The sequence below is a fragment of the Flavobacterium sp. N502540 genome (genome assembly GCF_025947365.1).
Classification (GTDB): domain Bacteria; phylum Bacteroidota; class Bacteroidia; order Flavobacteriales; family Flavobacteriaceae; genus Flavobacterium.
In genome coordinates this window covers 3720452-3743825 of the sequence record NZ_CP110012.1, presented here as the reverse complement: position 1 = coordinate 3743825, position 23374 = coordinate 3720452, and the positions used below count along the sequence as shown (strand labels likewise).

Sequence of the window (23374 nt, the reverse complement as noted above, 5' to 3'; positions counted from 1 at the left end):
TCCATAGCACCCTTTGCGGTTAAATAAAAATAAAAACAAATTAATATATGAACTTAGAAAGTCCAAAAGTTACCGTTCAGAAATCAGCTCAGGATTTATTTGACTTATTGACTGATGTAAAGAATTTCGAAAAATTAATGCCGGATAATATTGCTAAATTTGAAGTAATTGGCGAAGACGCTTTTATTTTTGGATTGAAAGGCATGCCGGAAATAAAACTTAAAATGAAAGACAAAACAGCACCAAGCAAAATTGTTTTAGGAGCTGCAAGCGATAAACTTCCATTTACCTTAACTTCAAATATTGACAGCGTTTCTGGTTCAGAAAGTGCCGTTCAATTGTTTTTTGAAGGCGAATTCAATGCTATGATGGCAATGATGATCAAAGGACCAATCAGCAAATTCATCGAAACTTTAGCAAACAATATGACTAAACTTTAATAATGATTAATTATTAATTGTGAATTATAAACGAGAGCCTGATTTAACGATCAGGCTTTTTTTTCGCGCCATTATTCCTGGTTCGTGGAAATAAAAGTCTTTACAATATAAATCCTCAATCTTAGCCTAGTTTTCGCGAAGATCTTTCCTCACGCCGAAATAACACACGATACGATTAAAACCTCAAAGCCTTTGAACCTTTGCCCCTTTGAGCCTTTGCATCTTAAAAGAACACTTCATCCACGAAAAACAACACTTCAGCACTATAAATTATTACATCCTGAATTATTAATCGAAGTTTGATCCATTAACCAAACAAAAAAAATGGAAGCAACTATCAAGATTTTAATTTACATTCATGCATTCTTTGGAGGAATCGGACTTATTTCCGGAACAGGAAGTGTTTTAGTCAAAAAAGGAAGTGCCCTGCACAAGAGAATGGGAAACTTATTTTCAATAGGAATGATCACAAGTTCACTTATCTCTATCCCTATTTGCTGGATGCCCAAACATCAGAATATTTTTTTATTCCTAATCGGCTTATTCACTATTTATCTGGTAATATCAGGAAACAGAGCTTTAAACTTTAAACACAAAACAAAAGCCGATTTTTACGATAAATTGATCTCAGGAACCATGTTGTTTTTATCTGTAATAATGATTTCGATTGGGATCTACTATCAATTGAATTCGGTTCAAAACAGCATCTTATTCACCTTCTTTGGCGGATTTGGACTTTATATGACTGTAAAGGATTTTATCTTCTTTAAAAACGTATCAAAAACAAATAATTGGTTATCTAAGCACATCGGAAAAATGATTGGAGCACTAATTGCATCAGTAACCGCTTTTATCGTGGCCGGAATTGGACTTGGAAATATGATTACCTGGATGGCGCCTTCTATCCTTGGAACGTTCTATATTCTTTACTGGAACAGAAAAATAGCTCCAAAAACAGTCAAAACAGTAAAGATTTAAAAAGTGTTTCAAACCGATTTAACAGATTTTATAATGCAACCAAAACCTTTGCACCTTTGAACCTTAGCAACTCAGAACCTTAGAATCTTTGAACCTTAGAATCTTCTAATAAAGCATCTGAATCTCCTTAATATCAAACTCTGAAACGGAATCGTCTTCCAATAGAATTTGAATCTTACCTACAGGTGACACTCCTTGAATGATTCCCATAAAGTTTTGATTCTCGAGGTTCTTAAATGGCATCGGAACACCTTTTCGAAATAATGAATTAAAATAAACAGACCATAAATGTTTAGAATTAACTTCCCACGCTCCTATCATCTCTTTCATTTTCTCGACAATCAAATAAGGTAAAAATTCTTTCTCAAAACTACTACCCGAAATCACTGCCAATGAAGAGGCATTTGGAAGTTCATCAAAATTAGTCTGATTGACATTTAAACCCAATCCGACAACTGACACAATCCTGCCATCACTTTTGAGGGTATTTTCAATAAGTATGCCACCAATTTTCTTATTATATGACATAATGTCGTTTGGCCATTTTATACTTAAATCAGGAATATTTAGAGATTTTAGCACCTCAATTACACTTAAAGACACTATAACACTAAGGTTAAAAACACGCTCATTATTAAAGACAAAATCTCGCACCAAAACACTCATAATTAAGTTTTTACCAACCTCAGATTGCCACTTAGCCCCCATCTGCCCCTTGCCTTTTGTCTGATTTTCAGCCGTTACTACAGTAAAATTTTCCAGTTCATCCTGACTTGACAATGATTTAAGGAAATCGTTTGTAGAATCTATGGCATCGAGTTTGATTAGTTTCATTTAAGTAATTTAAATAACTTAATTTAATATTTTGTTAAGGTTCAAAAATAATCACAAAATTTGGTAACTTTACAAATTCATATAAAATAATTCATGGCGAAAAAGACTGTTAATAATGATGTTCTATTGGCGAACATAATCAAAGGGATTGAAGAAGTAAAAGGAAATGATATCGATATTCTTGACTTAAGAGAAATAGACACTGCAGTTTGTGACTATTTTGTCATTTGCAACGGAAGTTCAAATACCCAAGTTAATGCCATTGTAAATTCAATTCAAAAAACTGTATCAAAAGATTTAAAGGATAAACCCTGGCATGTAGAAGGAACCGATAATGCGGAATGGGTTCTTATGGACTATGTACACATTGTAGTGCATGTTTTCCAAAAACACATTCGAGAATACTACAACATCGAAAGCCTTTGGGGTGATGCCAAAATAACTACAATCGAAAACAAATACTAAAGAAAATTTCTTCTAATGGCTAAAGATAATAATCCAAATCCGAGTAAATTTAAAATAAGTCCCTGGTTAATATATACTGCAATACTTCTGGTTTTTTTATTTATAAGTTTTGCAACCGGTGGATCAAACTTAAGCGAACCTGCTCAATTAACTTCTTCTAAATTCAACACTTTATTAGAAAAAGGACAAATTGAAAAGGTAATCGTTTATAACAAAGCTGAAGCTGAAGTATATTTAAACGCTGCAGCTCTTAAAGACGCGGCTAATAAAAAAGTAGCTAAAGATATTTTTGACAGACCTAATAAAGGTCCTCATTATACTTTAGAAATTGGTAACGATCAAATCTTCCAAACAAAACTGGAAAAAGCAGTTGGCGAAGGTAAACTGAAAGATTTTAATTTCTTACAGAAAAACAACTGGAGCGATATTTTAATCAGCCTACTTCCTATCATCATTATTATTGGTGTATGGATTTTCATTATGCGTAAAATGTCAGGCGGTGCCGGTGGCGGTGGCGGACAAATTTTCAACATTGGAAAATCGAAAGCCAAATTATTTGACGAGAAAACTGATATTAAAACTACATTCAAAGATGTAGCTGGTTTAGAAGGTGCAAAAGAAGAAATACAAGAAATTGTAGAATTCTTAAAAAACCCTGAAAAATACACTAATCTTGGAGGTAAAATCCCAAAAGGAGCTTTATTAGTAGGGCCTCCGGGAACAGGTAAAACATTATTGGCAAAAGCAGTTGCTGGTGAAGCTCAGGTTCCGTTTTTCTCTTTATCAGGTTCTGATTTTGTTGAAATGTTCGTAGGTGTTGGTGCTTCACGTGTACGTGATTTATTCAAACAAGCCAAAGAAAAATCTCCTGCCATCATCTTTATCGACGAAATTGATGCTGTTGGTAGAGCAAGAGGAAAAAGCAATATGTCAGGCGGAAATGACGAAAGAGAAAACACATTAAACCAATTACTAACAGAAATGGACGGTTTTGGCACAAACTCTAACGTAATTGTTCTGGCTGCAACCAACAGAGCAGATGTACTTGACAAAGCTTTAATGCGTGCAGGACGTTTCGACAGACAAATCTTTGTTGACTTACCGGACATTCGTGAGAGAGCTGAAATCTTTGCAGTTCACTTAGCACCTATCAAAAAAGTAGAAGGTCTTGACCTTGATTTCTTAGCCAAACAAACTCCTGGTTTCTCTGGTGCAGATATTGCTAATGTTTGTAACGAAGCTGCCCTGATTGCTGCCCGTAACAATAAAACCGCTGTAGACAAACAAGATTTCCTTGATGCTGTGGACAGAATCATTGGCGGACTTGAAAAGAAAAACAAAATCATTACACCGGAAGAAAAAAGAGCTATCGCTATTCACGAAGCTGGTCACGCGACTGTAAGCTGGATGTTAGAACATGCTGCACCGCTAATCAAAGTAACGATTGTTCCTCGTGGACAAAGTTTAGGAGCAGCCTGGTACTTACCGGAAGAAAGACAAATCGTCAGAACTGATCAAATGTTAGACGAAATGTGCGCTACTATGGGCGGAAGAGCTGCTGAAAAAGTAACTTTTGACAGAATTTCAACCGGAGCATTAAGCGATTTAGAAAAAGTTACACGTCAGGCTCGTGCTATGGTAACGATCTATGGTTTGAATGATAAAATTGGAAATGTTACGTATTATGATTCAAGCGGTCAAAGCGAATACAATTTTTCAAAACCATATTCTGACGAAACTGCAAAAATCATTGACAAAGAAATCTCAGAATTAATTGAAGGCCAATACCAACGAGCCATTGAAATTCTTGAAGAAAATAAAGACAAGCTAAATCAATTAGCTGATATATTAATTGAAAAAGAAGTTATTTTTAAAGATGACTTAGAAGCTATCTTCGGAAAACGCACTTTTGATAAAAATTTAGAAGAAGTGGTTTCATAGATAATTCAGTAAATATGTAATATTTTTTAAAATCTTAATTCAAAACACCCTTTTGAATTAAGATTTTTTTATCTTTGAACGTTTTCAATTAACATGTAAAGTATTTCATATAAAATGAATTTTTTCAAAAAAATATTTGGTTCCAGTGAGCCAGCTTCTGATGAAGAACATGAAAGTGAATACGGGGCAAACCAAGCTCCTGACAGTCATTTATCTATCGATGAAAGATTCATTTTTAATTTCAAAAAAAATGGAGGCAAGTTCTTGTATTGCGAAAACAAACAGGAGGTTGCGGAACAATTTGAAAACATTTTAGAAGAAAACGACTGGTTCGAAAACGAAGTTTTGTGTTATGAACCTGCTCTATTTAGTTTGCTTGAAGAAAATAAACTGCTTTATCTTTCTCCTAGAAACCCAAAATTTTTACTTGCCACTTGTGAGAATCTGATTGCTGACGAAGGTTCTATTTTATTCTCCTCTAAACAAATCAGACAGGATAAACCAAACGAATTGCCTGCAAACATTGTTATTATTGCTACAACAAGTCAGATACTTTCCATCAAAAGTGATGGTCTAAGCGCGATCAAACGCAAGTACGAAAGAGACTACCCTACTAATATTACCACAATAAAATATTTCGAAAAAGCAAAAGAAGAAGATTTTACTCAATACGGAAGTGTTGCCAAAAACTTGTATTTATTGCTCTTAGAAGATCTTTAAGATGAACGAAACACTCAAGAGAACCATTTCTGGTGCTGTTTATATCGCTTTATTACTAACTTCTATTCTGTTTTCTACCGAAAGCTTTATTATTCTTTTTGGCATCTTTCTGATTATAGCCACTTATGAATTCTGTAATTTAGTTGGGATCAATAAAGTTTTTTCAATTTTATTTGTTTCCCTGTTTTATAGCGCAGTCGCTTTAATCAGTTTTTACAAAACTGAAACTGAAAACTATATTAGCAAAACATTTAAAGAAAATATTATAATTACTGTTGATACCGAAAAGCTTTTTTCGGCACTGCTCATCATCACCTTAATTGTATCTATAAAATGTATTGTATTTTTATTTGATGACACACAAATCATCAGTAAAACATCCAAATATGTTTATTTGCTTGGATATGTAACACTCCCTTTTCTTTTTATCACTAAAATTTCATTTGGTATCAAAGATTACAATCCAAAAATTATCATCGGATTATTCGTTTTAATCTGGACCAATGACACCTTTGCCTATTTAGTTGGAAAGTCAATGGGAAAACATAAATTGTTTGAGCGTATTTCACCTAAAAAAACAATTGAAGGTTTCCTTGGCGGAGTAGTTTTTGCTGCCTTTGCCGGATTTTTAATCTCAAAACTATACATACAGCCAAAAGCAGATTTCAGCACTAAATCTATTCTTATCTGGATGATTATTGCTTTAATCGTTAGCATCTTCGGAACTATTGGGGATTTAATTGAATCCAAATTCAAAAGAGTTGCCGGAGTAAAAGACAGCGGTTCCATTATGCCGGGTCACGGAGGCGTATTAGATCGACTAGATAGTGTTATATTTGTAGCACCAATTATATTTTTATTTTATCAAATTTTATATTATGTTTCATAAAGAAGGAGGCCCATCCATTTTGCTAGGTACTGTTTTCGCGGTAGCTGTACTTTTAATTGCTGAAAAATTCATTGATATCAATTGGCTAAGAATATTAGTTCAGCTAGCTGGTTTATTAGTATTAATTATCATTCTGCAATTTTTTAGAAATCCAAAAAGAATCGCAATCAGAAACAGCGATCACATTCTTGCTCCTGTAGACGGGAAAGTTGTGGTTATCGAAGAAGTTTATGAAGGAGAATTTTTTAAAGACAAACGTCTTCAGGTATCCATCTTCATGTCACCAATTAATGTACACGTAACTCGTTACGCAATGGACGGTATTATCAAATTTAGCAAATACCACCCTGGAAAGTTTTTAGTTGCCTGGCATCCAAAAGCAAGCGAAGAAAACGAAAGAACAACAGTTGTAATCGAAAACGAAACTTTTGGACAGGTATTGTACAGACAAATTGCAGGAGCTTTGGCACGTAGAATTGTAAATTACGCTAAAGAAGGAATGCAGGTTGTTCAGGGGACAGATGCCGGATTTATAAAATTTGGTTCAAGAGTAGATTTATTTTTACCTTTAGGTACTCCAATCAATGTAGTATTAAACCAAAAAGCAATTGGTGGAAAAACCATCATCGCTACAAAAGCTTAATGACTGAAAAAGATTTAGATACTCGTTTTTCAGAGGCCGTTGAGACCGCTTTACAAATGACTCAGGCTACACTGCCGCAAGACGTGCAGTTAAGACTTTATGCCTATTACAAACAAGCAACTTTTGGAACAGCTGTGTACAATCAATCGGAGAATTTTGATTTACGAAATGCTTTCAAAACTAATGCCTGGATGCAAATAAGTCATCTTACAGCTGAGGAGGCCAAAGAAAACTATATCGCAATCATTAATTCGCTAACATCAAAATAACTAACATTATGAAGAAAAACATTACTCGTTTTAGCATTTTGACTTCATTCTTTCTATTATTTTCATGTAATGACAATAAGTTAACCGAAGTTGTAGAGGTTCCTTTGCCTACAAAAGAAGAAAAAATCACCATTGGATCTCCAAATGATGTAAAAGCAGACCCGGGTTCTTTTGAATTGACAAAACTGCCATTTTCTTATGATGCTTTAGCTCCTGCAATAAGAACTCTTACTCTGGAAACACATTATTCAAAACATTATTTAACTTATACCAACAATTTCAACAAAGAAATTGTAAATACGGAGTTTGAAAATCTGCCTATTGAAGATATTCTTAAAAAAATGGATCTTAGTAATGCCAAGCTTCGTCAAAATGCAGGTGGATACTACAATCATACACTTTATTTTAATATTCTGACACCAAAAGAACAAACTCCAAAAGATACTTTAGCAGGTTCGATCAATAAAGAGTTTGGTTCTCTAAGCAATCTAACCAGCCAGTTCAAAGGTCAGGCAACCAAACAATTCGGATCCGGATGGGTTTGGCTGATTGTCGACAAAGCCGGAAAACTTCAGATAACGACTACTGAAAATCAGGACAATCCTTTAATGAAAAACGCCCTGATTCCCGGAACTCCAATTTTAGGAATCGATCTTTGGGAACATGCTTACTATCTGGATTACCAAAACAGAAAAGGGAGTTATATTGATGCTTTTTATCAGCATATTAACTGGGAAAAAGTAAACGAAAATTACATCGAAGCTTTGAAAAAAGTAAAAAAAGTATAAATCATAAAAAAGCTGATACTACATTTTAAGTATCAGCTTTTTTTTTATATCTAATAAACAGATCAAATTACATAGAAGATATTCTTGTTTAAAATCTGCTCTGAAAGAGCTTAAGCAACAACATAGTACAAAGCACTATGAAGTAAGAAAACAAACTATTTAGCCCTGTAAGGGCGAAAGATTAATCTTCAGTAAACCATTCCTAACAAATTTACTCTACAACAATTCATTTAAAAATATACAATCTGTCTCTTTGCAGAAAAAAAACAAACTTTGTGTGTGTTTGCCTTTACCCTTTCAGGGTAACAATCAATTTTAATTTCCCCCATAGTGCGTTGCACTATTCTGATGCTTTAAAGACTTTCAGCCTTTTTTTAGAAGTTTCCGCACTACTTCAATTCAAAAATAAATGACTCCGAAGGCATTATTTTCACCCTCACCACTCCTTCACCATTATTTACTTTAAATTGCACAGCATTCTTCTCGTATAATTCATCTTTAAGATTGTAAACTCCATCTCTTAAGTTCCATTTTGAAATAATATCCGAAGGAATTTTCAAATCAAATTCACTTGTTTTTTCTGAAGAAAAATTAGTCACGATGATCAGTTTTTGATGCTCTGACCAACGTACATACGAATAAATTAAATCGTCGTAACCTATATTATTTTGACGATTTACACTTTGAATTTCCTGAAAACTCCCCATTAAAGCGGGGCTTTTAAGTGAGAAATTTAGCAATTTCTTATAAAAATCACGCAGCTTCTTTTCTGAATCCGAAAGCTGTCCGCCATCAAACTTCCCTTCATTCATCCAACGCTGATGATTTGGCACGCCAATATAATCAAATATAGATGTTCTGGAACGCGTTCCGAAACCGGCATTCTCATTTGCTGCTTCACCTACTTCCTGTCCAAAATAAACCATAGTTGGAGCCGTACTAATTGTTGCCGAAACTACCATTAAAGGTTTCCCTCGTTCGGGAGTTCCTGCAAATTCAGGGCTAGCTAATCGCTGTTCGTCATGATTGTCTAAAAAATGCAACATATTGTGCTCAATATCTTCCATTCCTTTCTGAATATCTGATAATCCATCTGGCAATGATTTTCCGCGAATAATATCTTTCAGCTTATCGTAAGTTTCAACTTTATCATAGAGATAGTCCATTTTTCCCAAACGAATATAGTTACGATACTCCTTTGGATTGTAAACTTCTGCCAATAAAAAGGCATTTGGATTTTTCATCTTAATTGCCGAATTCATATAACTCCAAAATTCGTAAGGTACCATCTCCGCCATATCATAACGAAAACCATCCACCCCTTTGTCAATCCAATACAAAGCAATAGACCTGAACTTTTTCCAGGAATCCGGAACATCTTTGTCTTGCCAAAAAGCAAAATGTTCCTGATACGATTTTTGATCAAATCCTGCAGGAAGTTCCATAAAATCCTTTGATCCATCGGGACGAATTCCATAATTTACTTTCACCGTTTCATACCAGTCATTTTGGTCGGGCTTCGCTTTTCTGGAACCGTTTCCAGTCCATTTTGCAGGATTTTCATTAAATACCCCGTCTACAAGTACATTTTTTTCTCCATTTAACGGAATATCTCCACTCGGTATTTCAAAATGATTGTTTGGGATATAGTAAAAATTGTTATCTCGTTTGTATTCCATATTCACATCATCATCGGCTCCAAAATCTCTTACTCCCGCCGGATTACTTTTACCTTCATATTTTCTTGCAATATGATTGGGTACAATATCAATAATCAGCTTTAGTCCTGCCTTGTGCGTACGCCCGATTAACGCTTCAAACTCCTGTAATCTGTTTGCCGGATTCACCGCTAAATCGGGATTTACATTATAATAATCTTTTACAGCATACGGAGATCCTGCACGGCCTTTTACCACTTCCGGATCATCATCTGAAATTCCATACGCCTTATAATCCCCTACCAATGCATGATGCGGAACACCTGTATACCAAATATGGGTAACACCTAAATCCTTAATTTCATGCAGCGCTTTGTCTGTAAAATCATTAAATTTTCCAACACCATTTTCCTCGATCGTCCCCCATGGCTTATTAGTGGTGTTTTTATTTCCAAACAAACGCGTAAAAACCTGATAGACCACAATTTTAGTCTCTTTGGGAGTCTCTTCTTTACTTGTATACATTTTTAGATCTTTGGTTTTACATGCCGAAAACAGCAGAACTACAGAAAGTCCCGCAACAAAAAAATTCTTATTTATCATATTTACATTATAATCTGATTGATCTCCAAATCGGAAATAATATTCCTGATTCTGAAAACCATTTCCTAAATTTAGACTAATTTTTAAATTCAGGAAAACCTAAAAATCATTTTTGCTTGGGAAGAAGTACAAAATCACCAACTACAACGTAAGAGTACTCCGTTTTGTTGATAAATTAAACTCAAAACCAAATGAACATTTTTTCATCAAATTGATATAGAATTTTTCATTACAACCTATCCATCCATTCAAAAAATCTGTATTAATAAATTAATCTTAATATCCATAAAGGTTATAACCTTTTTCATAAATTTGACAAAAATTTAATCCATTGAAGAAATTACTATTTTTCATATCCTTTTGTTTGCTTTTTTTAAATGCACAAGATCTTTTTGCTCAAAAACCTAAAACAATAATTGTTGAAAATGCTGATTTTCAAGAAATCAACGAAAACGAAATCCCGGGTGCTTTACTGCTAACCGGAAATGTAAAAGTGAATCATGACGGGGTTGTACTGACCTGTAATAAAGCTTATTTCTTTCAAAAAGAAAATTATCTTAAAGCTTTTGGGAATGTGCAATTGGTACAAGGTGACACCTTATTCCTAAACAGCAAATATGCCGAATACAGTGGTAATGTAAAAAAAGCTTTTGCGACCGGTGACGCTGTCATGAGTTCGCCTGATGCCACTTTAAGTACAGATACGATAAACTTTGACCGAAACATTCAGCAGGTTTTTTACAACACCAAGGGGACTATCATCAATAAAGACAATACACTGGTTAGTAAATCAGGAAGGTATTATGTGGCCGAGAAAAAGTTTCAGTTCCTGACTGCAGTAACGATTACCAATCCAAAATATGTGATCAAATCAAATCATTTAGATTACTATAGCAATTCAGGACACTCTTATTTACTTGGTCCTTCAACCATTACCAGTAAATCCAATTATATTTATACGGAAAGGGGTTTTTATGACACCAAGAAGAATCTTGCACATTTTTTACGGAAATCTTACATCAAATATGATGATCGTCTCATAGAAGGAGACAGCTTATACTACAATCGAAATATTGAATTTGCCTCTGCAACCCGAAATGTAAAAATCACGGACTCTATCAATCGTGGAATTGTAAAAGGCCATTATGCTGAGATTTACAAACTCAAAGATTCGATGTTTGTAACCAAAAGAGCCGTAGCCATTAATCTGGTCGAAAAAGATTCGGTTTATATTCACGGAAAAAAACTGATGGTTACCGGAAAAGAAGGTGAACGTATTTTAAGAGCTTACAACAATGTCCGTTTTTACAAAATAGACATGAGCGGGAAATGTGATTCTATCCATTCCAATTCCAAGACTGCTTTGACAAAACTAATTGGCAACCCGATTCTTTGGAATGGAGAAAGCCAAATCACAGGAGATGTCATGCATCTTATTGGTGATAAAAACACTAAAAAACTAGATTCCTTAAAAGTTCTCAATAACACCTTTATAGTCTCGCGGGATACCCTCGGAACCGGCTACAATCAAGTTAAAGGACTCAATTTATTTGGAAAATTCAGAGAAGGAAAACTACATGATGTCGACGTGATAAAAAACACCGAGGTAATCTATTACATGCGAAATGATGACAATGAGCTAATTGGAATCAATAAAAATGTAAGCAGTAAAATCAATCTGATTATCGAAAATAACGATATTGAAACCATCACGTTTTTCAACAAAGTCGACGGCGATGTATATCCTGAAGCCGATTTACCTGAAAATGCCCGTAAACTGAGAGGCCTGCATTGGCGCGGCGACGAACGAATAAAGTCGAAAGACGATATCTTTACGGCTGAAGACAATGAAATGAACGATAAATTAATCCAGGAAGGAAAAGACGAAGAGGCCAAAGATAAAAATACACCTCTAAAAGTTAGAAAAGAAACCCTGGATTACGACAAAAAGAAACCCGCAGTGAAGACCACTACAAACTCTAAGAGTAAGACTAAAAAATAGTTTTCAGTTTTCACTCTCAGTTCTAAGTAAATAAAAACTGCGACTGCGGCTAAAAACTGCGACTAAACTCAGAACCTCAAAAAAATGAATCCAGACTTTATAAAATACCAGGCACAAACTTCACCTTACCCATTGGGAATGGAGGTTTCACATGCTATTGGCTCCTACATTTACGACACTAACGATAAAAAATATTTAGATTTTGTAGCGGGTGTTTCCGCCTGCACACTTGGGCATCAGCACCCAAGGGTCAATCAAGCTATCAAAGATCAGTTAGACAAGTATTCGCATGTCATGGTTTATGGCGAATATTCGCAAAGTCCGGCTGTGGAGTATTGCAAACTCATGGCTTCACTCCTACCAGAATCATTAAGTAAAACCTATTTGGTTAACTCAGGAACGGAAGCAATCGAAGGAGCTTTAAAGTTAGCTAAACGAGCAACGGGACGCAGCCAGCTTATTTCGTGTCATAATGCTTATCATGGCAACACTATGGGATCGATGAGTGTTATGGGTTTTGAAGAGCGCAAACAAGCCTTCAGACCTCTTCTTCCCGATGTTGATTTCATTACTTTTAATAACGAAGAAGATTTACAAAAAATAACGACCAGAACTGCGGCTATACTTTTAGAAACCATTCAGGGAGGTGCCGGATTTATTGAGCCTCATGATAACTTTCTGCAAAAAGTCAGAAAACGCTGTGACGAAGTTGGTGCTATGATGATTGTTGACGAAATCCAGCCTGGTTTTGGGAGAACCGGAAAACTATTTGGTTTTCAGACCTATGACGTTATCCCCGATATCGTAGTTATGGGAAAAGGCATGGGTGGCGGAATGCCGGTAGGCGCTTTTACAGCATCGGCAGAAAAAATGGATCTGTTGACCGAAAATCCTAAATTGGGGCACATTACCACTTTCGGAGGTCATCCTGTCATTGCGTCAGCATGTCTGGCTACTTTGCAGGAATTAACTGAAACAAACCTAATGGAAGAGACCTTAGAGAAAGAAAAACTCTTCCGATCGCTTTTGGTACATCCTTTGATAAAGGAAGTTAGAGGAAAAGGATTAATGCTTGCCGCCATGACCGAAACTGCCGAAATTACCAATCAGGTTATTTTGAACTGTCAGGACAAAGGGCTCATTTTATTCTGGTTGCTGTTTGAAGGATGCGCGATACGAATAACACCTCCTTTAACAATTTCTGAAGAGGAAATCAAAGAAGGTTGCGCCATAATCTTAAACGTTATGGATGAAATCCTGAAAAAGGAACAAGAAGTTTAATTAAAGATAGGAAATCCCTATCATCAGATAGAATAACAACTCCCTAATCTTCTCATAAATCAGAAGATTAGGACTAAAAACAGAATCGGAATTCTGTCCATATTGTTAATTAAATTGTTCAAAACAATTAATTTCCTTTCCCCACAGCAATAATATGGTTGCCTAAATTTATAACAGGCTAATTTCAAATAAAGACAGTATGCAATTAAGCAACGAAGAAGAAGATTATAACCTATCCCTATCCAAATTTGAGTCAATGTTGAAAACAAACAAAGTACTCTTTTTTGACTCTGAAGAATTCGAAGAAATTATTCTTCATTATTTAGACATAGGTAAGGCTAATTTAGCAAAGAAGGCCCTGAAACTTGCATTAGACCAACACCCAAAATCTACAGGCTTAAAATTAGTACAAGTAGAGATGTTGGTTTACGACGATAAACTGGAAATCGCCGAGAAACTCTTAAATGAGTTGTATGCAATTGAACCTAACAACGAGGAAATTTACATTCAGAAAGCGAATATCTGTTCTAAAAGAGATCAACACGAAAAAGCGGTAGAATTACTTAAAATTGCCTTGCAGTTTACAGATGACTACGCGGACGTTTACAACTTGATTGGAATGGAATATCTTTTTATGGATAACCTCGAGATGGCAAAAGACAGTTTTATCAAATGTCTTGAAGAAGATTTAGAAGATCAGTCTGCCCTTTATAACGTGGTGTATTGTTTTGAATTTTTAGATCAAAATCAGGAAGCCATTGTTTATCTAAACGACTATATCAACAAAAATCCATACAGCGAAATTGCCTGGCATCAGCTTGGGCGTTTGCATTATGGGGTAAAAGAATACGAAAACGCTATTCGCGCTTTTGATTATGCCACACTTATCGACGATGAGTTTCTTGGCGCCTTTATGGAAAAAGCAAAAGCCTACGAGCGTTTAAAAAAATACCATGAAGCAATCGAAAGCTACAATCGTACCATTGAGTTAGACGATGCGACTTCCTATGCTTTACTGCGCATTGGAAAATGCTATGAAAAACTGGGGAATTTGGTAAAAGCCTTGCAATATTACAATCAGACAGTACATGAAGATCCGCTTTTAGACAAAGGATGGATTGCCATTACTGACTTTCATATGCGCCAGAAAAATTTTCAAAAAGCCCTGTTCTTTGTCAATAAAGCATTAGCAATCGACAATCAGAATCGTTTGTACTGGAAGCGTTATGCCACCATAAACAAACAAATGAACTTTTTTGAAGAGGCTGAATTTGGATACAGAAAAGCAGTAGAATTTGGAGATTATGCGCTGGATACCTGGTTATTCTGGGTTGACATTCTTCAGTTTTTAGGAGAATTTGACAGTGCGATTCAAACTTTATTACAGGCGACGGAATATTTTCCGGAAGAAAACGAAATCGAATACCGATTGGCCGGATTGTATTTCATGACTCAGGACACCACTAAAGCTAAATTTCACTTAAGCAATGGCTTACGTTTAAACTTTGACAATTACATTCTAATCGAAGATTTATTCCCGGTAGTCTGGTCCAAAAAAACAGTTAAAAACTACATTGAAAAACACAGAAAACAATAATGATTGATACTTTAAGAAGACGTTTTGGCTTGTTGGGCCGTAATATTAGTTACTCTTTTTCAAAAGGATATTTTACAGAAAAATTCAGTGATGAAGTTTTCGCCGGCAACAGCTACGAAAATTTTGACATCTCTGAAATTAACTATTTCACTGAATTGGTGAAAAACAATCCCGATTTGAAAGGTCTAAATGTTACGATCCCGTACAAAGAACAAGTCATTCCATTCTTAGATAAACTTTCAAAAAAAGCAGCCTTAATCGGTGCCGTAAACACTATTAAATTTACCAAAAGCGGAAAATTAAAAGGATACAACACCGATTACTACGGCTTTAAAAAATCGTTAGAACCGCTGCTCGAACTTCATCATAAAAAAGCACTGATCCTGGGAACAGGAGGCGCTTCTAAGGGAGTTGCATTTGCTCTTGATGAATTAGGTATACTCTATACTTTTGTTTCAAGAGAAGCCAAAGATAACATCATCGATTACAACTTAATTAACGCTACTACTTTTGATAATTTTCAGATTATCATTAACTGTACACCTGTTGGAACAATACCTGACACCGATGCTTGTCCTGATATTCCATATGATTTTTTTACAGACAAACATATTGCCTACGATTTAATTTACAATCCGGCAGAAACGGAATTTTTAAAGAGAGCCAAAGAAAAAGGTGCTGTAATAAAAAATGGTTATGACATGCTTATTTTTCAGGCTGAAAAGGCATGGAAAATCTGGAATAAGTAAAAAAGACTAAAACAGAACATTACTTTAAATATTTAACCCGACAAGTGTCAAAACCTGTCGGGTTAACTATTTTTATACAAGACCCGCTCTATTTCTCCGTTTCAAATCAAAATAAAACGAACAAAGATGTCTTCCGATATCATTTTGCTTTCAAATTTCTAAAAATTCCAGCAATTCATAATTTAAATTAACTTCAAGAAATCTCCAAAAAAGCCCCTATCATATCTTTAAATTAAAGCAATAATTAAGAATTTCACTGTAAAATAACGTATAAACAAACGATTTATTTTGTAGTTAGAAACACCTTTACTATCTTTCGCTCTCTTTAAAATAAAAACCTTATACATTAAAAATGTTAGAAGAAAAGAATGATAACCTGCAAGAAGCAGACGGAAAATTAGAAATCGACATTAACGATTCTACTGAGAATAATGCAATCGAAACGGCTGATGCCGATGCAGTAACCGAAAATACAATTTCGAATGATGAGATTGAATCAGAAAGTACTATTGAAACTACCGAAGCCAATCATCAGACTGCATTAGATGCCATAACCAATTCGAATGCCGAAGAAAGTGAAGATGAGACGCTTAAAGAGCGTCATGAAATTCCTATGCAGGATTATGATACTTTTTCTTTGGATGCCCTTGTTGATGAATTGAGAAAACTGATTAATACAGACAAAGTAATGTCTGTAAAAGATCACATCGAAGAAATCAAGAAGTCGTTTTTATTACAATACAATCACTTTATAGAAGAGAAAAAAGAAGAATTCAATGCTTCAAAACAAGATCCGAATGAAGAATTCGAATACCACTCTCCTTTAAAATCAAAATTCGACGAGTATTACAATGTTTTTAGAGATAAAAGAAATGCTCATTTTAAGCATTTACAAACTAACCTTAAATCAAATTTAGACAACAGACTTGCTATCGTTGAAGAGCTTAAAGAGCTTATCAATCCGCAGGAGAACATCAAGGATACACTTAAACATTTTAATGATTTAAGAGAAAGATGGAAGAATGCAGGTGCAATTCCGAAAGACAAATACAATCACGTTTGGAACAATTACCATTTTCATGTAGAGAATTTTTATGATTACCTGCATTTAGATCGTGAGGCAAGAGATTTGGATTTCAAACACAATCTGGAACAAAAACAAAAAATAGTTGCCCGTGTTGAAGAATTGGTTGATGAAACCGACATCAGCAAGGCATTCCGTGAATTACAAGATTTACACAGAATCTGGAAAGAAGATATCGGACCGGTTTCTAAAGAACACCGTGATACGATCTGGAACAGATTTAGTGAACTGACTAAGAAAATTCACGACAAAAGAGAAGTTTTGTTTGAAAATCAAAGAGCAAACGAACAAAACAATCTCGAAATTAAAAAAGAGATCATTGCCAAAATTGAGGTTTTAGGAACCGAAAAAGTAAACTCCCACTCACAATGGCTGGTACAGATTCAGAAAGTAGAAGCGCTAAGAAATGAGTTTTTTGCTGCCGGTAAAGTGCCTTCAGAAGTGAATGAAGAAACCTGGGCTGCGTTTAAAACTGCCGTTAGAAACTTTAATGCTTTTAAAAATTCATTTTACAAAGACATTAAAAAGGATCAAAACGACAATTTAAACAAAAAAATGGCTCTTGTAGCAAAAGCTAAAGAATTACAGGAAAGCACTGATTTTACCGCCACTACTCCAATCATGAAGCAAATTCAGGAAGAGTGGAAACAAATTGGTCACGTTCCTAAAAAATATTCCGATAAAATCTGGAAAGAATTTAAAGATGCCTGCAATCACTATTTTGACAAATTAAAAGAGCACAAATCAGAGGAAAACGTTGATGAAGTAGCTGCTTTTGATAACAAAAAAGCTTATTTAGACATCTTAAGAGCTTACCAGTTAACAGGTGATCACAAAACCGATCTGGATGCCATCAAAGCACATATCGAAATCTGGAAAGGCTATGGAAAAGTACCTTTCGCAAGACGTCATATTGAAGGGAAATTCAATAAAATTTTAGATGCTCTTTTTGAAAAACTAAGTTTGAGTAAAAAAGAAACTGAAATGATGCGTTTCTCTAACCGAATCGATTCTCTGTCTGACAGTAATGATACTCGTAAATTAGACAACGAAAAGATTTTCTTAATGCGTAAAATTGAAGAAGTTCAAAATGAAATTTTCCAATTGGAGAATAACATTCAGTTCTTTACCAATACAAAAAATGCCAAAAAAGAGAACTCAATTGTTCTTGAGGTTCGCAAAAACATCGCAATTCACAAGGAAAGCTTAGAAGTTTGGAAAGAAAAACTAAAGCAATTGCGAAACTTGAATCAGGAATAATTATCCGGTTGAGTAAAAACAAAACCAGCTAAATACAGAAACTGCAGTGAAGAAATTTATTGCAGTTTTTTTTATTTTTAACCGCAAAGCACGCAAAGTTTTTTTACTTAGATTGTGTTGACAAACGCAAAGTTCGCAAAGCCCTTCTTTAGATAAAGCTTTGCGAACTTTGCGTTTTATTAAATCCCAATATATAAAAAACCTTGCGTGCTTTGCGGTAAAATCCGCTCCAACATTTATCTCATTTCAACTTAAAACTTGAAACATGAAACCTGAAACTTGAAACTTAAAACCCACCCCCTAAGCTTAACATTTCCAATTCAACTTCATAAAACAATTCTGTAAAATATTGTTTATATTTGACAAACACATTATTCACTGACAATCAACAAAATACGAACTAAATTATTAATTCAAATTACAACACCATGAAATTTACAAGAAAAGCACATGCCAACTGGAAAGGAACAGGAATGGAAGGTAAAGGAACCATCAGTACACAAAGCACCACTTTAGACAACGCACAGCTATCGTTTAAAACAAGATTTGCAGATGGCGTTGGAACGAATCCCGAAGAACTTGTTGCTGCAGCTCATTCCGGCTGTTTTACGATGCAATTAAGCTTTTTACTAAACGAAGGCGGTTACACAGCCGATGATCTAACCACAGAAGCCACAGTGACCTTTGAAGACGGCTCTATCACCTTGATTCATTTAGACCTAAAAGGAAAAGTACCATCCATTTCAGCAGAAGAATTCGAAAAAACAGCAGCAAAGGCAAAGGAAATCTGTCCGATTTCCAAACTTTTGAATACTACTATCACACTATCTGTTACACTACTCGCTTAAGACTAAAACTTAAATAAATCCCAAAACTTCAAATTCCAAAACCCAACAATACCTGGTATCATTGGGTTTTGGAATTTGGAATTTAAAAATATTGAGCTTTCTATCTAGCAATAAAAAATTCCAAATTTCAATAATGCCGGGCATCATTGGAATTTGGAATTTTAAATTATTGAGTTTTATTAACTCTCGTTAGTTACATTGTAGCTTTCAACGCTTTTGCTTCAGCAGTCATTTCTAACGCTTTGTAAACACCTAATAATGTTTTAGAAACATCTTCGTTTTTAGGATCTAATTCATTTGCTTTTTTAAGATAAGGAATAACTCCTCTAAAAACATTTTCTCTCTGTGCTTTCAAAACATCATAACGCTTCATATCTTTAGCAGAAGTACCTAATTTATTCATTTCATCAATGATTGGTTTTTCAGCCTCTAATTTTAATGCTGCAAGGTTAAGATAAGCATTAGTATAGTTTGGATTGATTTCGATCGCTTTTAAATAATATTTCTCAGCATCAGCAAGATTTTTTGCATTAGCGCTAATTACTCCTAAGTTGAAAACTAAATCAGCATTGTTTGGATCTTTTTGTAAAGCCTCACCCACCAATTTTTTGTATGTTTCGTAGTCTTTAGACTCAAGGTACAAGTTTGCTTCTGTTAAGATCAAAGAAGAATCTTCCGGATTTGCTTTTCTTGCATCTGCAATCGCTTTTTTAGCATCTTCACTACGTCCTTTTTGAACTAAAATTAAAGCTAAGTTTTTGTAGATTTCACCTCTTTTAGAAGGAATAGCTTCTGTTTTAGGTTTTTCGTGAGTTCCTAATTTTACAGCTAAATCTCTATCTTTAGCATTGTTAAAACCATCTTCATTACCAGAAATTTTATTTACAGCTGTAAAACTTGTTCCTTTTCCTGAATAATTTAATTTTTTCAATTCTTCATACATTGGTAAAGCAAGATCAAAATCCTGAGCATTTACTGCAGTAGAAGCTGCGTAGTACAAATTAATTGTATCTTTTTTGTCTAACAAATAAGCATCGTACAATTTTTTTGCTCCATCAGCATGTTTGCTTGCCTGAGAATCAGCAATAGCAGAATTGATTAGCTTTCCTTTAATTTCAGTAATAGAAGCTGCCGCCTGAGTAGAAAATTTAACTTTTCCAGATGCTTTTTCAACATCAATCAGTTTTTTGTAAGTCTCAGCAGCCGACGAAAGATTTTTTCCTTCCTCTACTTTTTTATTTGCCAGATCCAAATAAGCATTACCTTTTACAAAATAGTATTGTGCTTGTTCAACATCTTTGGCATTTACTACCATATTTTCAGCATCTTTTAATATCGTAAGTGCTCCCTGAGCATCTCCGCTTTTTAATGCTTTTTCAGCACTCTTAATCTGATCCTTCTGAGCAAAAGTAGCTACTGAAATCAATAATGCTGACGCAAGTATTACATATTTACTTTTCATAATATTCAATTTGTATATTTAATTTAAGTGGTTTATTTTCTTTTATTCTTCAGATTCTTCGTCATCAGAATCACCTTCGTCTTCAGCTTCTTCTTCTGTATCTTCATCCTCGTCATCCTCATCTTCAACAACACCTTCGTCTTCAAGAACCTCTAAATCCGGTTTTACTCTTTCAATAACCGATTCAATAACATTACCGTCTTCGTCTACAACAACTTCGGCAACATCATCTTTCATAACTTTTGTTACAGCAGCAATAGAATCTTTACCTTTTAAGTTAATCAATCGAACTCCTTGCGTTGCACGACCCATTACACGTAAATCTTCAATAGCCATTCTGATCGTTAATCCTGACTTATTGATAATCATTAAATCATCCGCATCCGTTACAGCATTGATAGAAATCAACTTACCGGTTTTCTCGGTGATATTAAGAGTTTTAACCCCTTTACCTCCACGATTTGTAATTCTGTACACATCTTCACCATCATCGTCCACTAATTTGGTACGTTTTCCGTATCCATTTTCAGTTACAACCAAGATTTGCGAATCGTTAACATTTTCTCTATCAATAGTTACCATACCAATTACTTCATCGGTATCGTCTTTTAAAGTAATTCCACGAACCCCTGAAGCCGTTCTTCCCATCGGACGTGTTTTGGTTTCCTCAAAACGAACCAATTTACCTGATTTCACTGCCAGAATAATTTGGCTGTCTCCGTTGGTTAATTTTGCTTCCAGCAATTCATCACCTTCTTTAATCGTAATGGCAGCAACACCGTTTACCCTTGGTTTAGAGTATTTTTCTAAAGAAGTTTTCTTCACCTGACCTTGTTTAGTTACCATCACAAGATTATGACTGTTGATATAATCTTTATCTTTCAGGTCTTGTGTACAAATGAAAGCTTTTACTTTATCATCGCTTTCAATGTTTACCAAGTTCTGAATTGCTCTACCTTTTGCCGTTTTGCTTCCTTCCGGAATTTCGTAAACACGCATCCAGAAACATTTTCCTTTTTGCGTAAAGAACATCATATACTGGTGGTTGGTTGCCACGAACATGTGCTCAAGGAAATCCTGATCTCTTGTTCCTGCACTTTTTTGCCCAACTCCTCCTCTGTTCTGAGTTTTATATTCAGTAAGGTTAGTACGTTTGATATAACCAGCGTGCGAAATCGTAATGACTACATTTTCATCGGCAATTAAATCTTCGATACTTACATCTCCTCCTGAGTATTCGATAGTAGAACGACGATCATCACCGTACTTTTCACGGATTTCTTCAAGCTCTTCTTTGATTAAATTCGTTCTTAAATCTACATCTGCCAATAAGGCTTTCAAATGTTCGATTAACTTCATTAATTCTTCAAATTCAGCTCTTAACTTATCTTGTTCCAGACCTGTTAACTGACGCAAACGCATTTCTACAATGGCACGTGCCTGAATATCTGATAATTTGAATCTTTCGATTAATTTTTCACGGGCCTCTTCGGTATTTTTAGAACCTCTGATAATCGCAATTACTTCGTCAATATTATCTGAAGCAATAATTAATCCTTCTAAAATATGAGCTCTTTCTTCTGCCTTACGCAATTCAAACTGCGTTCTGCGAACTACTACATCATGACGGTGCTCAATAAAATAATGAATCATATCTTTTAGATTCAGCATCTGTGGGCGTCCCTTCACCAATGCAATATTATTTACACTGAAAGAAGATTGTAGTGATGTATACTTATATAAGGTATTTAATACTACGTTTGGTGTAGCATCACGTTTTAAGATATAAACGATACGCATACCATTTCTATCCGACTCGTCACGAATATTTGCAATACCTTCAATTTTTTTATCATTAACCAAATCAGCTGTACGCTTGATCATTTCAGCTTTATTTACCTGATATGGAATCTCGGTAACAATGATACATTCTCTTCCGTCTACTTCTTCAAAACCAACTTTAGCACGCATTACAATACGTCCTCTACCGGTTTTAAAAGCCTCACGAACTCCTTCATAACCATATATTACACCACCGGTTGGAAAATCCGGAGCTTTAATATGCGTCATTAATTCGTCAACTTCGATATCATTATTATCAAGGTAAGCTAATGTACCGTTGATTACTTCGGTTAAATTGTGTGGTGGCATATTAGTTGCCATACCTACTGCAATACCTGTAGCTCCGTTTACTAATAGAGTTGGAACTCTGGTAGGCATTACTTTTGGTTCATATAAAGTATCGTCAAAGTTCAATTGAAAGTCAACTGTTTCTTTTTCGATATCTGCCATAATATCTTCAGAGATTTTGCGCATTCTGGCCTCTGTATAACGCATTGCTGCCGGGCTGTCACCATCAACAGAACCAAAGTTACCCTGACCATCCACTAATAAATATCGCATACTCCATTCCTGAGCCATACGTACCATCGCATCATATACAGAGGTATCTCCGTGCGGGTGATACTTACCCAGAACCTCTCCTACGATTCTTGCAGATTTTTTGTGGGCAGATCTTGATGTTACTCCTAAGTCATACATTCCGTAAAGAACTCTTCGATGCACTGGTTTCAAGCCATCTCTAACATCTGGAAGCGCTCTCGATACAATTACTGACATCGAATAATCGATGTAAGCTGATTTCATTTCATCTTCTATGTTAATAGGAATTAACTTTTCTCCTTCAGACATAAGTTGTTATATTAAATAATTATATTAGTTTCAAAGCGTGCCAAGATACGTTTTTTTGAAATTTTTTCAGCTATTTACCTACACTTATTTCAATGATTTATTAACAACTTTATTTTACGTTTTAGTTAATAAATTAAGCGTATTTTAACGCTTTTATTGTTATTTTTTTTGT

At 34.9% G+C, this 23374-nt stretch carries 19 protein-coding genes; 15 read left to right on the top strand and 4 right to left on the bottom strand.

What is annotated here, in order from left to right; all coding sequences use genetic code 11:
- The first annotated feature begins 47 nt into the window (after nt 1–47).
- The gene (locus OLM58_RS15780; protein ID WP_017496529.1) at nt 48–440 is read left to right on the top strand and encodes a hypothetical protein; all 393 of its coding nucleotides are present in this window, start codon (nt 48–50) and stop codon (nt 438–440) included.
- 324 nt (nt 441–764) lie between these two features.
- Nucleotides 765–1418: a hypothetical protein gene (locus tag OLM58_RS15775; RefSeq protein WP_264529688.1), complete on the top strand. Its 654-nt coding sequence runs from the start codon at nt 765–767 to the stop codon at nt 1416–1418.
- Nucleotides 1419–1523: 105 nt separating this feature from the next.
- Here OLM58_RS15775 and OLM58_RS15770 read toward each other — a convergent pair whose 3' ends face one another.
- Nucleotides 1524–2252, bottom strand: a complete 729-nt coding sequence (locus OLM58_RS15770; RefSeq protein ID WP_264529687.1) for a biotin--[acetyl-CoA-carboxylase] ligase — start codon at nt 2250–2252, stop codon at nt 1524–1526.
- A gap of 93 nt (nt 2253–2345) precedes the next feature.
- Between OLM58_RS15770 and rsfS the strand changes: the two genes are divergently transcribed.
- From rsfS to OLM58_RS15735, 7 genes are all read left to right on the top strand, one after another.
- Nucleotides 2346–2717, top strand: a complete 372-nt coding sequence (rsfS, locus tag OLM58_RS15765; protein ID WP_017496527.1) for a ribosome silencing factor — start codon at nt 2346–2348, stop codon at nt 2715–2717.
- Between the two features lie 15 nt (nt 2718–2732).
- Nucleotides 2733–4658, top strand: a complete 1926-nt coding sequence (gene ftsH / locus OLM58_RS15760) for an ATP-dependent zinc metalloprotease FtsH (protein ID WP_017496526.1) — start codon at nt 2733–2735, stop codon at nt 4656–4658.
- 114 nt (nt 4659–4772) lie between these two features.
- Nucleotides 4773–5378: a lactate utilization protein B/C gene (locus OLM58_RS15755; RefSeq protein WP_017496525.1), complete on the top strand. Its 606-nt coding sequence runs from the start codon at nt 4773–4775 to the stop codon at nt 5376–5378.
- 1 nt (nt 5379) lies between these two features.
- Nucleotides 5380–6267, top strand: a complete 888-nt coding sequence (locus tag OLM58_RS15750; protein ID WP_264529686.1) for a phosphatidate cytidylyltransferase — start codon at nt 5380–5382, stop codon at nt 6265–6267.
- Complete coding sequence (locus OLM58_RS15745) at nt 6257–6910, top strand: phosphatidylserine decarboxylase family protein (protein WP_089077391.1); 654 nt, start codon at nt 6257–6259, stop codon at nt 6908–6910. Before OLM58_RS15750 ends, OLM58_RS15745 begins: the two co-directional genes overlap by 11 nt.
- Entirely contained in the window at nt 6910–7179 is a 270-nt protein-coding gene (locus OLM58_RS15740; RefSeq protein WP_264529685.1) for an acyl-CoA-binding protein, read from the top strand. The genes OLM58_RS15745 and OLM58_RS15740 overlap by 1 nt, the downstream gene beginning before the upstream one ends.
- 8 nt (nt 7180–7187) lie before the next feature.
- Nucleotides 7188–7967 (top strand): superoxide dismutase, encoded by a 780-nt coding sequence (locus OLM58_RS15735; protein ID WP_264529684.1) that lies wholly within the window; start codon nt 7188–7190, stop codon nt 7965–7967.
- A 389-nt stretch (nt 7968–8356) separates the two neighbouring features.
- Here the strand turns inward: OLM58_RS15735 and OLM58_RS15730 are convergent, their stop codons facing one another.
- Nucleotides 8357–10150: an alpha-amylase family protein gene (locus tag OLM58_RS15730; protein ID WP_413614483.1), complete on the bottom strand. Its 1794-nt coding sequence runs from the start codon at nt 10148–10150 to the stop codon at nt 8357–8359.
- Between the two features lie 409 nt (nt 10151–10559).
- Here OLM58_RS15730 and OLM58_RS15725 point away from each other — a divergent pair, with 409 nt between their 5' ends.
- The 6 genes from OLM58_RS15725 (at nt 10560) to OLM58_RS15700 (ending at nt 19049) form a co-directional block, all read left to right on the top strand.
- Nucleotides 10560–12230 carry an OstA-like protein gene (locus tag OLM58_RS15725; RefSeq protein WP_413614482.1) on the top strand — a complete coding sequence of 557 codons (1671 nt, stop codon included), beginning with the start codon at nt 10560–10562 and terminating at the stop codon, nt 12228–12230.
- A gap of 84 nt (nt 12231–12314) precedes the next feature.
- Nucleotides 12315–13511 (top strand): aspartate aminotransferase family protein, encoded by a 1197-nt coding sequence (locus tag OLM58_RS15720; RefSeq protein ID WP_089077395.1) that lies wholly within the window; start codon nt 12315–12317, stop codon nt 13509–13511.
- Nucleotides 13512–13710: 199 nt separating this feature from the next.
- Nucleotides 13711–15108 carry a tetratricopeptide repeat protein gene (locus OLM58_RS15715; RefSeq protein WP_017496517.1) on the top strand — a complete coding sequence of 466 codons (1398 nt, stop codon included), beginning with the start codon at nt 13711–13713 and terminating at the stop codon, nt 15106–15108.
- Complete coding sequence (locus tag OLM58_RS15710; protein WP_264529682.1) at nt 15108–15857, top strand: shikimate dehydrogenase family protein; 750 nt, start codon at nt 15108–15110, stop codon at nt 15855–15857. Before OLM58_RS15715 ends, OLM58_RS15710 begins: the two co-directional genes overlap by 1 nt.
- A 352-nt stretch (nt 15858–16209) precedes the next feature.
- Nucleotides 16210–18201 carry a DUF349 domain-containing protein gene (locus OLM58_RS15705; RefSeq protein ID WP_264529681.1) on the top strand — a complete coding sequence of 664 codons (1992 nt, stop codon included), beginning with the start codon at nt 16210–16212 and terminating at the stop codon, nt 18199–18201.
- A 428-nt stretch (nt 18202–18629) separates the two neighbouring features.
- The gene (locus OLM58_RS15700) at nt 18630–19049 is read left to right on the top strand and encodes an OsmC family protein (RefSeq protein WP_264529680.1); all 420 of its coding nucleotides are present in this window, start codon (nt 18630–18632) and stop codon (nt 19047–19049) included.
- Nucleotides 19050–19242: 193 nt separating this feature from the next.
- On the opposite strand, the gene OLM58_RS15695 is transcribed toward OLM58_RS15700, so the two are convergent.
- On the bottom strand, nt 19243–20511 hold the full coding sequence (locus OLM58_RS15695; protein WP_264529679.1) for a tetratricopeptide repeat protein: 1269 nt from the start codon (nt 20509–20511) through the stop codon (nt 19243–19245).
- Nucleotides 20512–20553: 42 nt separating this feature from the next.
- Nucleotides 20554–23202, bottom strand: coding sequence for a DNA gyrase subunit A (gyrA, locus tag OLM58_RS15690; RefSeq protein WP_264529678.1), 2649 nt, complete (start codon nt 23200–23202; stop codon nt 20554–20556).
- Nucleotides 23203–23374 lie beyond the last annotated feature (172 nt).

What these genes read in the sequence shown, in the direction of transcription:
- OLM58_RS15710 (WP_264529682.1), top strand. Translation starts at nt 15,108, where the DNA reads ATGATTGATACTTTAAGAAGACGTTTTGGCTTGTTGGGCCGTAATATT.
- OLM58_RS15705 (WP_264529681.1), top strand. Translation starts at nt 16,210, where the DNA reads ATGTTAGAAGAAAAGAATGATAACCTGCAAGAAGCAGACGGAAAATTA.
- OLM58_RS15755 (WP_017496525.1), top strand. Translation starts at nt 4,773, where the DNA reads ATGAATTTTTTCAAAAAAATATTTGGTTCCAGTGAGCCAGCTTCTGAT.
- OLM58_RS15750 (WP_264529686.1), top strand. Translation starts at nt 5,380, where the DNA reads ATGAACGAAACACTCAAGAGAACCATTTCTGGTGCTGTTTATATCGCT.
- OLM58_RS15715 (WP_017496517.1), top strand. Translation starts at nt 13,711, where the DNA reads ATGCAATTAAGCAACGAAGAAGAAGATTATAACCTATCCCTATCCAAA.
- ftsH (WP_017496526.1), top strand. Translation starts at nt 2,733, where the DNA reads ATGGCTAAAGATAATAATCCAAATCCGAGTAAATTTAAAATAAGTCCC.
- OLM58_RS15740 (WP_264529685.1), top strand. Translation starts at nt 6,910, where the DNA reads ATGACTGAAAAAGATTTAGATACTCGTTTTTCAGAGGCCGTTGAGACC.
- rsfS (WP_017496527.1), top strand. Translation starts at nt 2,346, where the DNA reads ATGGCGAAAAAGACTGTTAATAATGATGTTCTATTGGCGAACATAATC.
- OLM58_RS15775 (WP_264529688.1), top strand. Translation starts at nt 765, where the DNA reads ATGGAAGCAACTATCAAGATTTTAATTTACATTCATGCATTCTTTGGA.
- OLM58_RS15730 (WP_413614483.1), bottom strand. Translation starts at nt 10,150, where the DNA reads ATGTATACAAGTAAAGAAGAGACTCCCAAAGAGACTAAAATTGTGGTC.
- OLM58_RS15770 (WP_264529687.1), bottom strand. Translation starts at nt 2,252, where the DNA reads ATGAAACTAATCAAACTCGATGCCATAGATTCTACAAACGATTTCCTT.
- OLM58_RS15700 (WP_264529680.1), top strand. Translation starts at nt 18,630, where the DNA reads ATGAAATTTACAAGAAAAGCACATGCCAACTGGAAAGGAACAGGAATG.
- OLM58_RS15695 (WP_264529679.1), bottom strand. Translation starts at nt 20,511, where the DNA reads ATGAAAAGTAAATATGTAATACTTGCGTCAGCATTATTGATTTCAGTA.
- OLM58_RS15745 (WP_089077391.1), top strand. Translation starts at nt 6,257, where the DNA reads ATGTTTCATAAAGAAGGAGGCCCATCCATTTTGCTAGGTACTGTTTTC.
- OLM58_RS15780 (WP_017496529.1), top strand. Translation starts at nt 48, where the DNA reads ATGAACTTAGAAAGTCCAAAAGTTACCGTTCAGAAATCAGCTCAGGAT.
- OLM58_RS15720 (WP_089077395.1), top strand. Translation starts at nt 12,315, where the DNA reads ATGAATCCAGACTTTATAAAATACCAGGCACAAACTTCACCTTACCCA.
- gyrA (WP_264529678.1), bottom strand. Translation starts at nt 23,202, where the DNA reads ATGTCTGAAGGAGAAAAGTTAATTCCTATTAACATAGAAGATGAAATG.
- OLM58_RS15735 (WP_264529684.1), top strand. Translation starts at nt 7,188, where the DNA reads ATGAAGAAAAACATTACTCGTTTTAGCATTTTGACTTCATTCTTTCTA.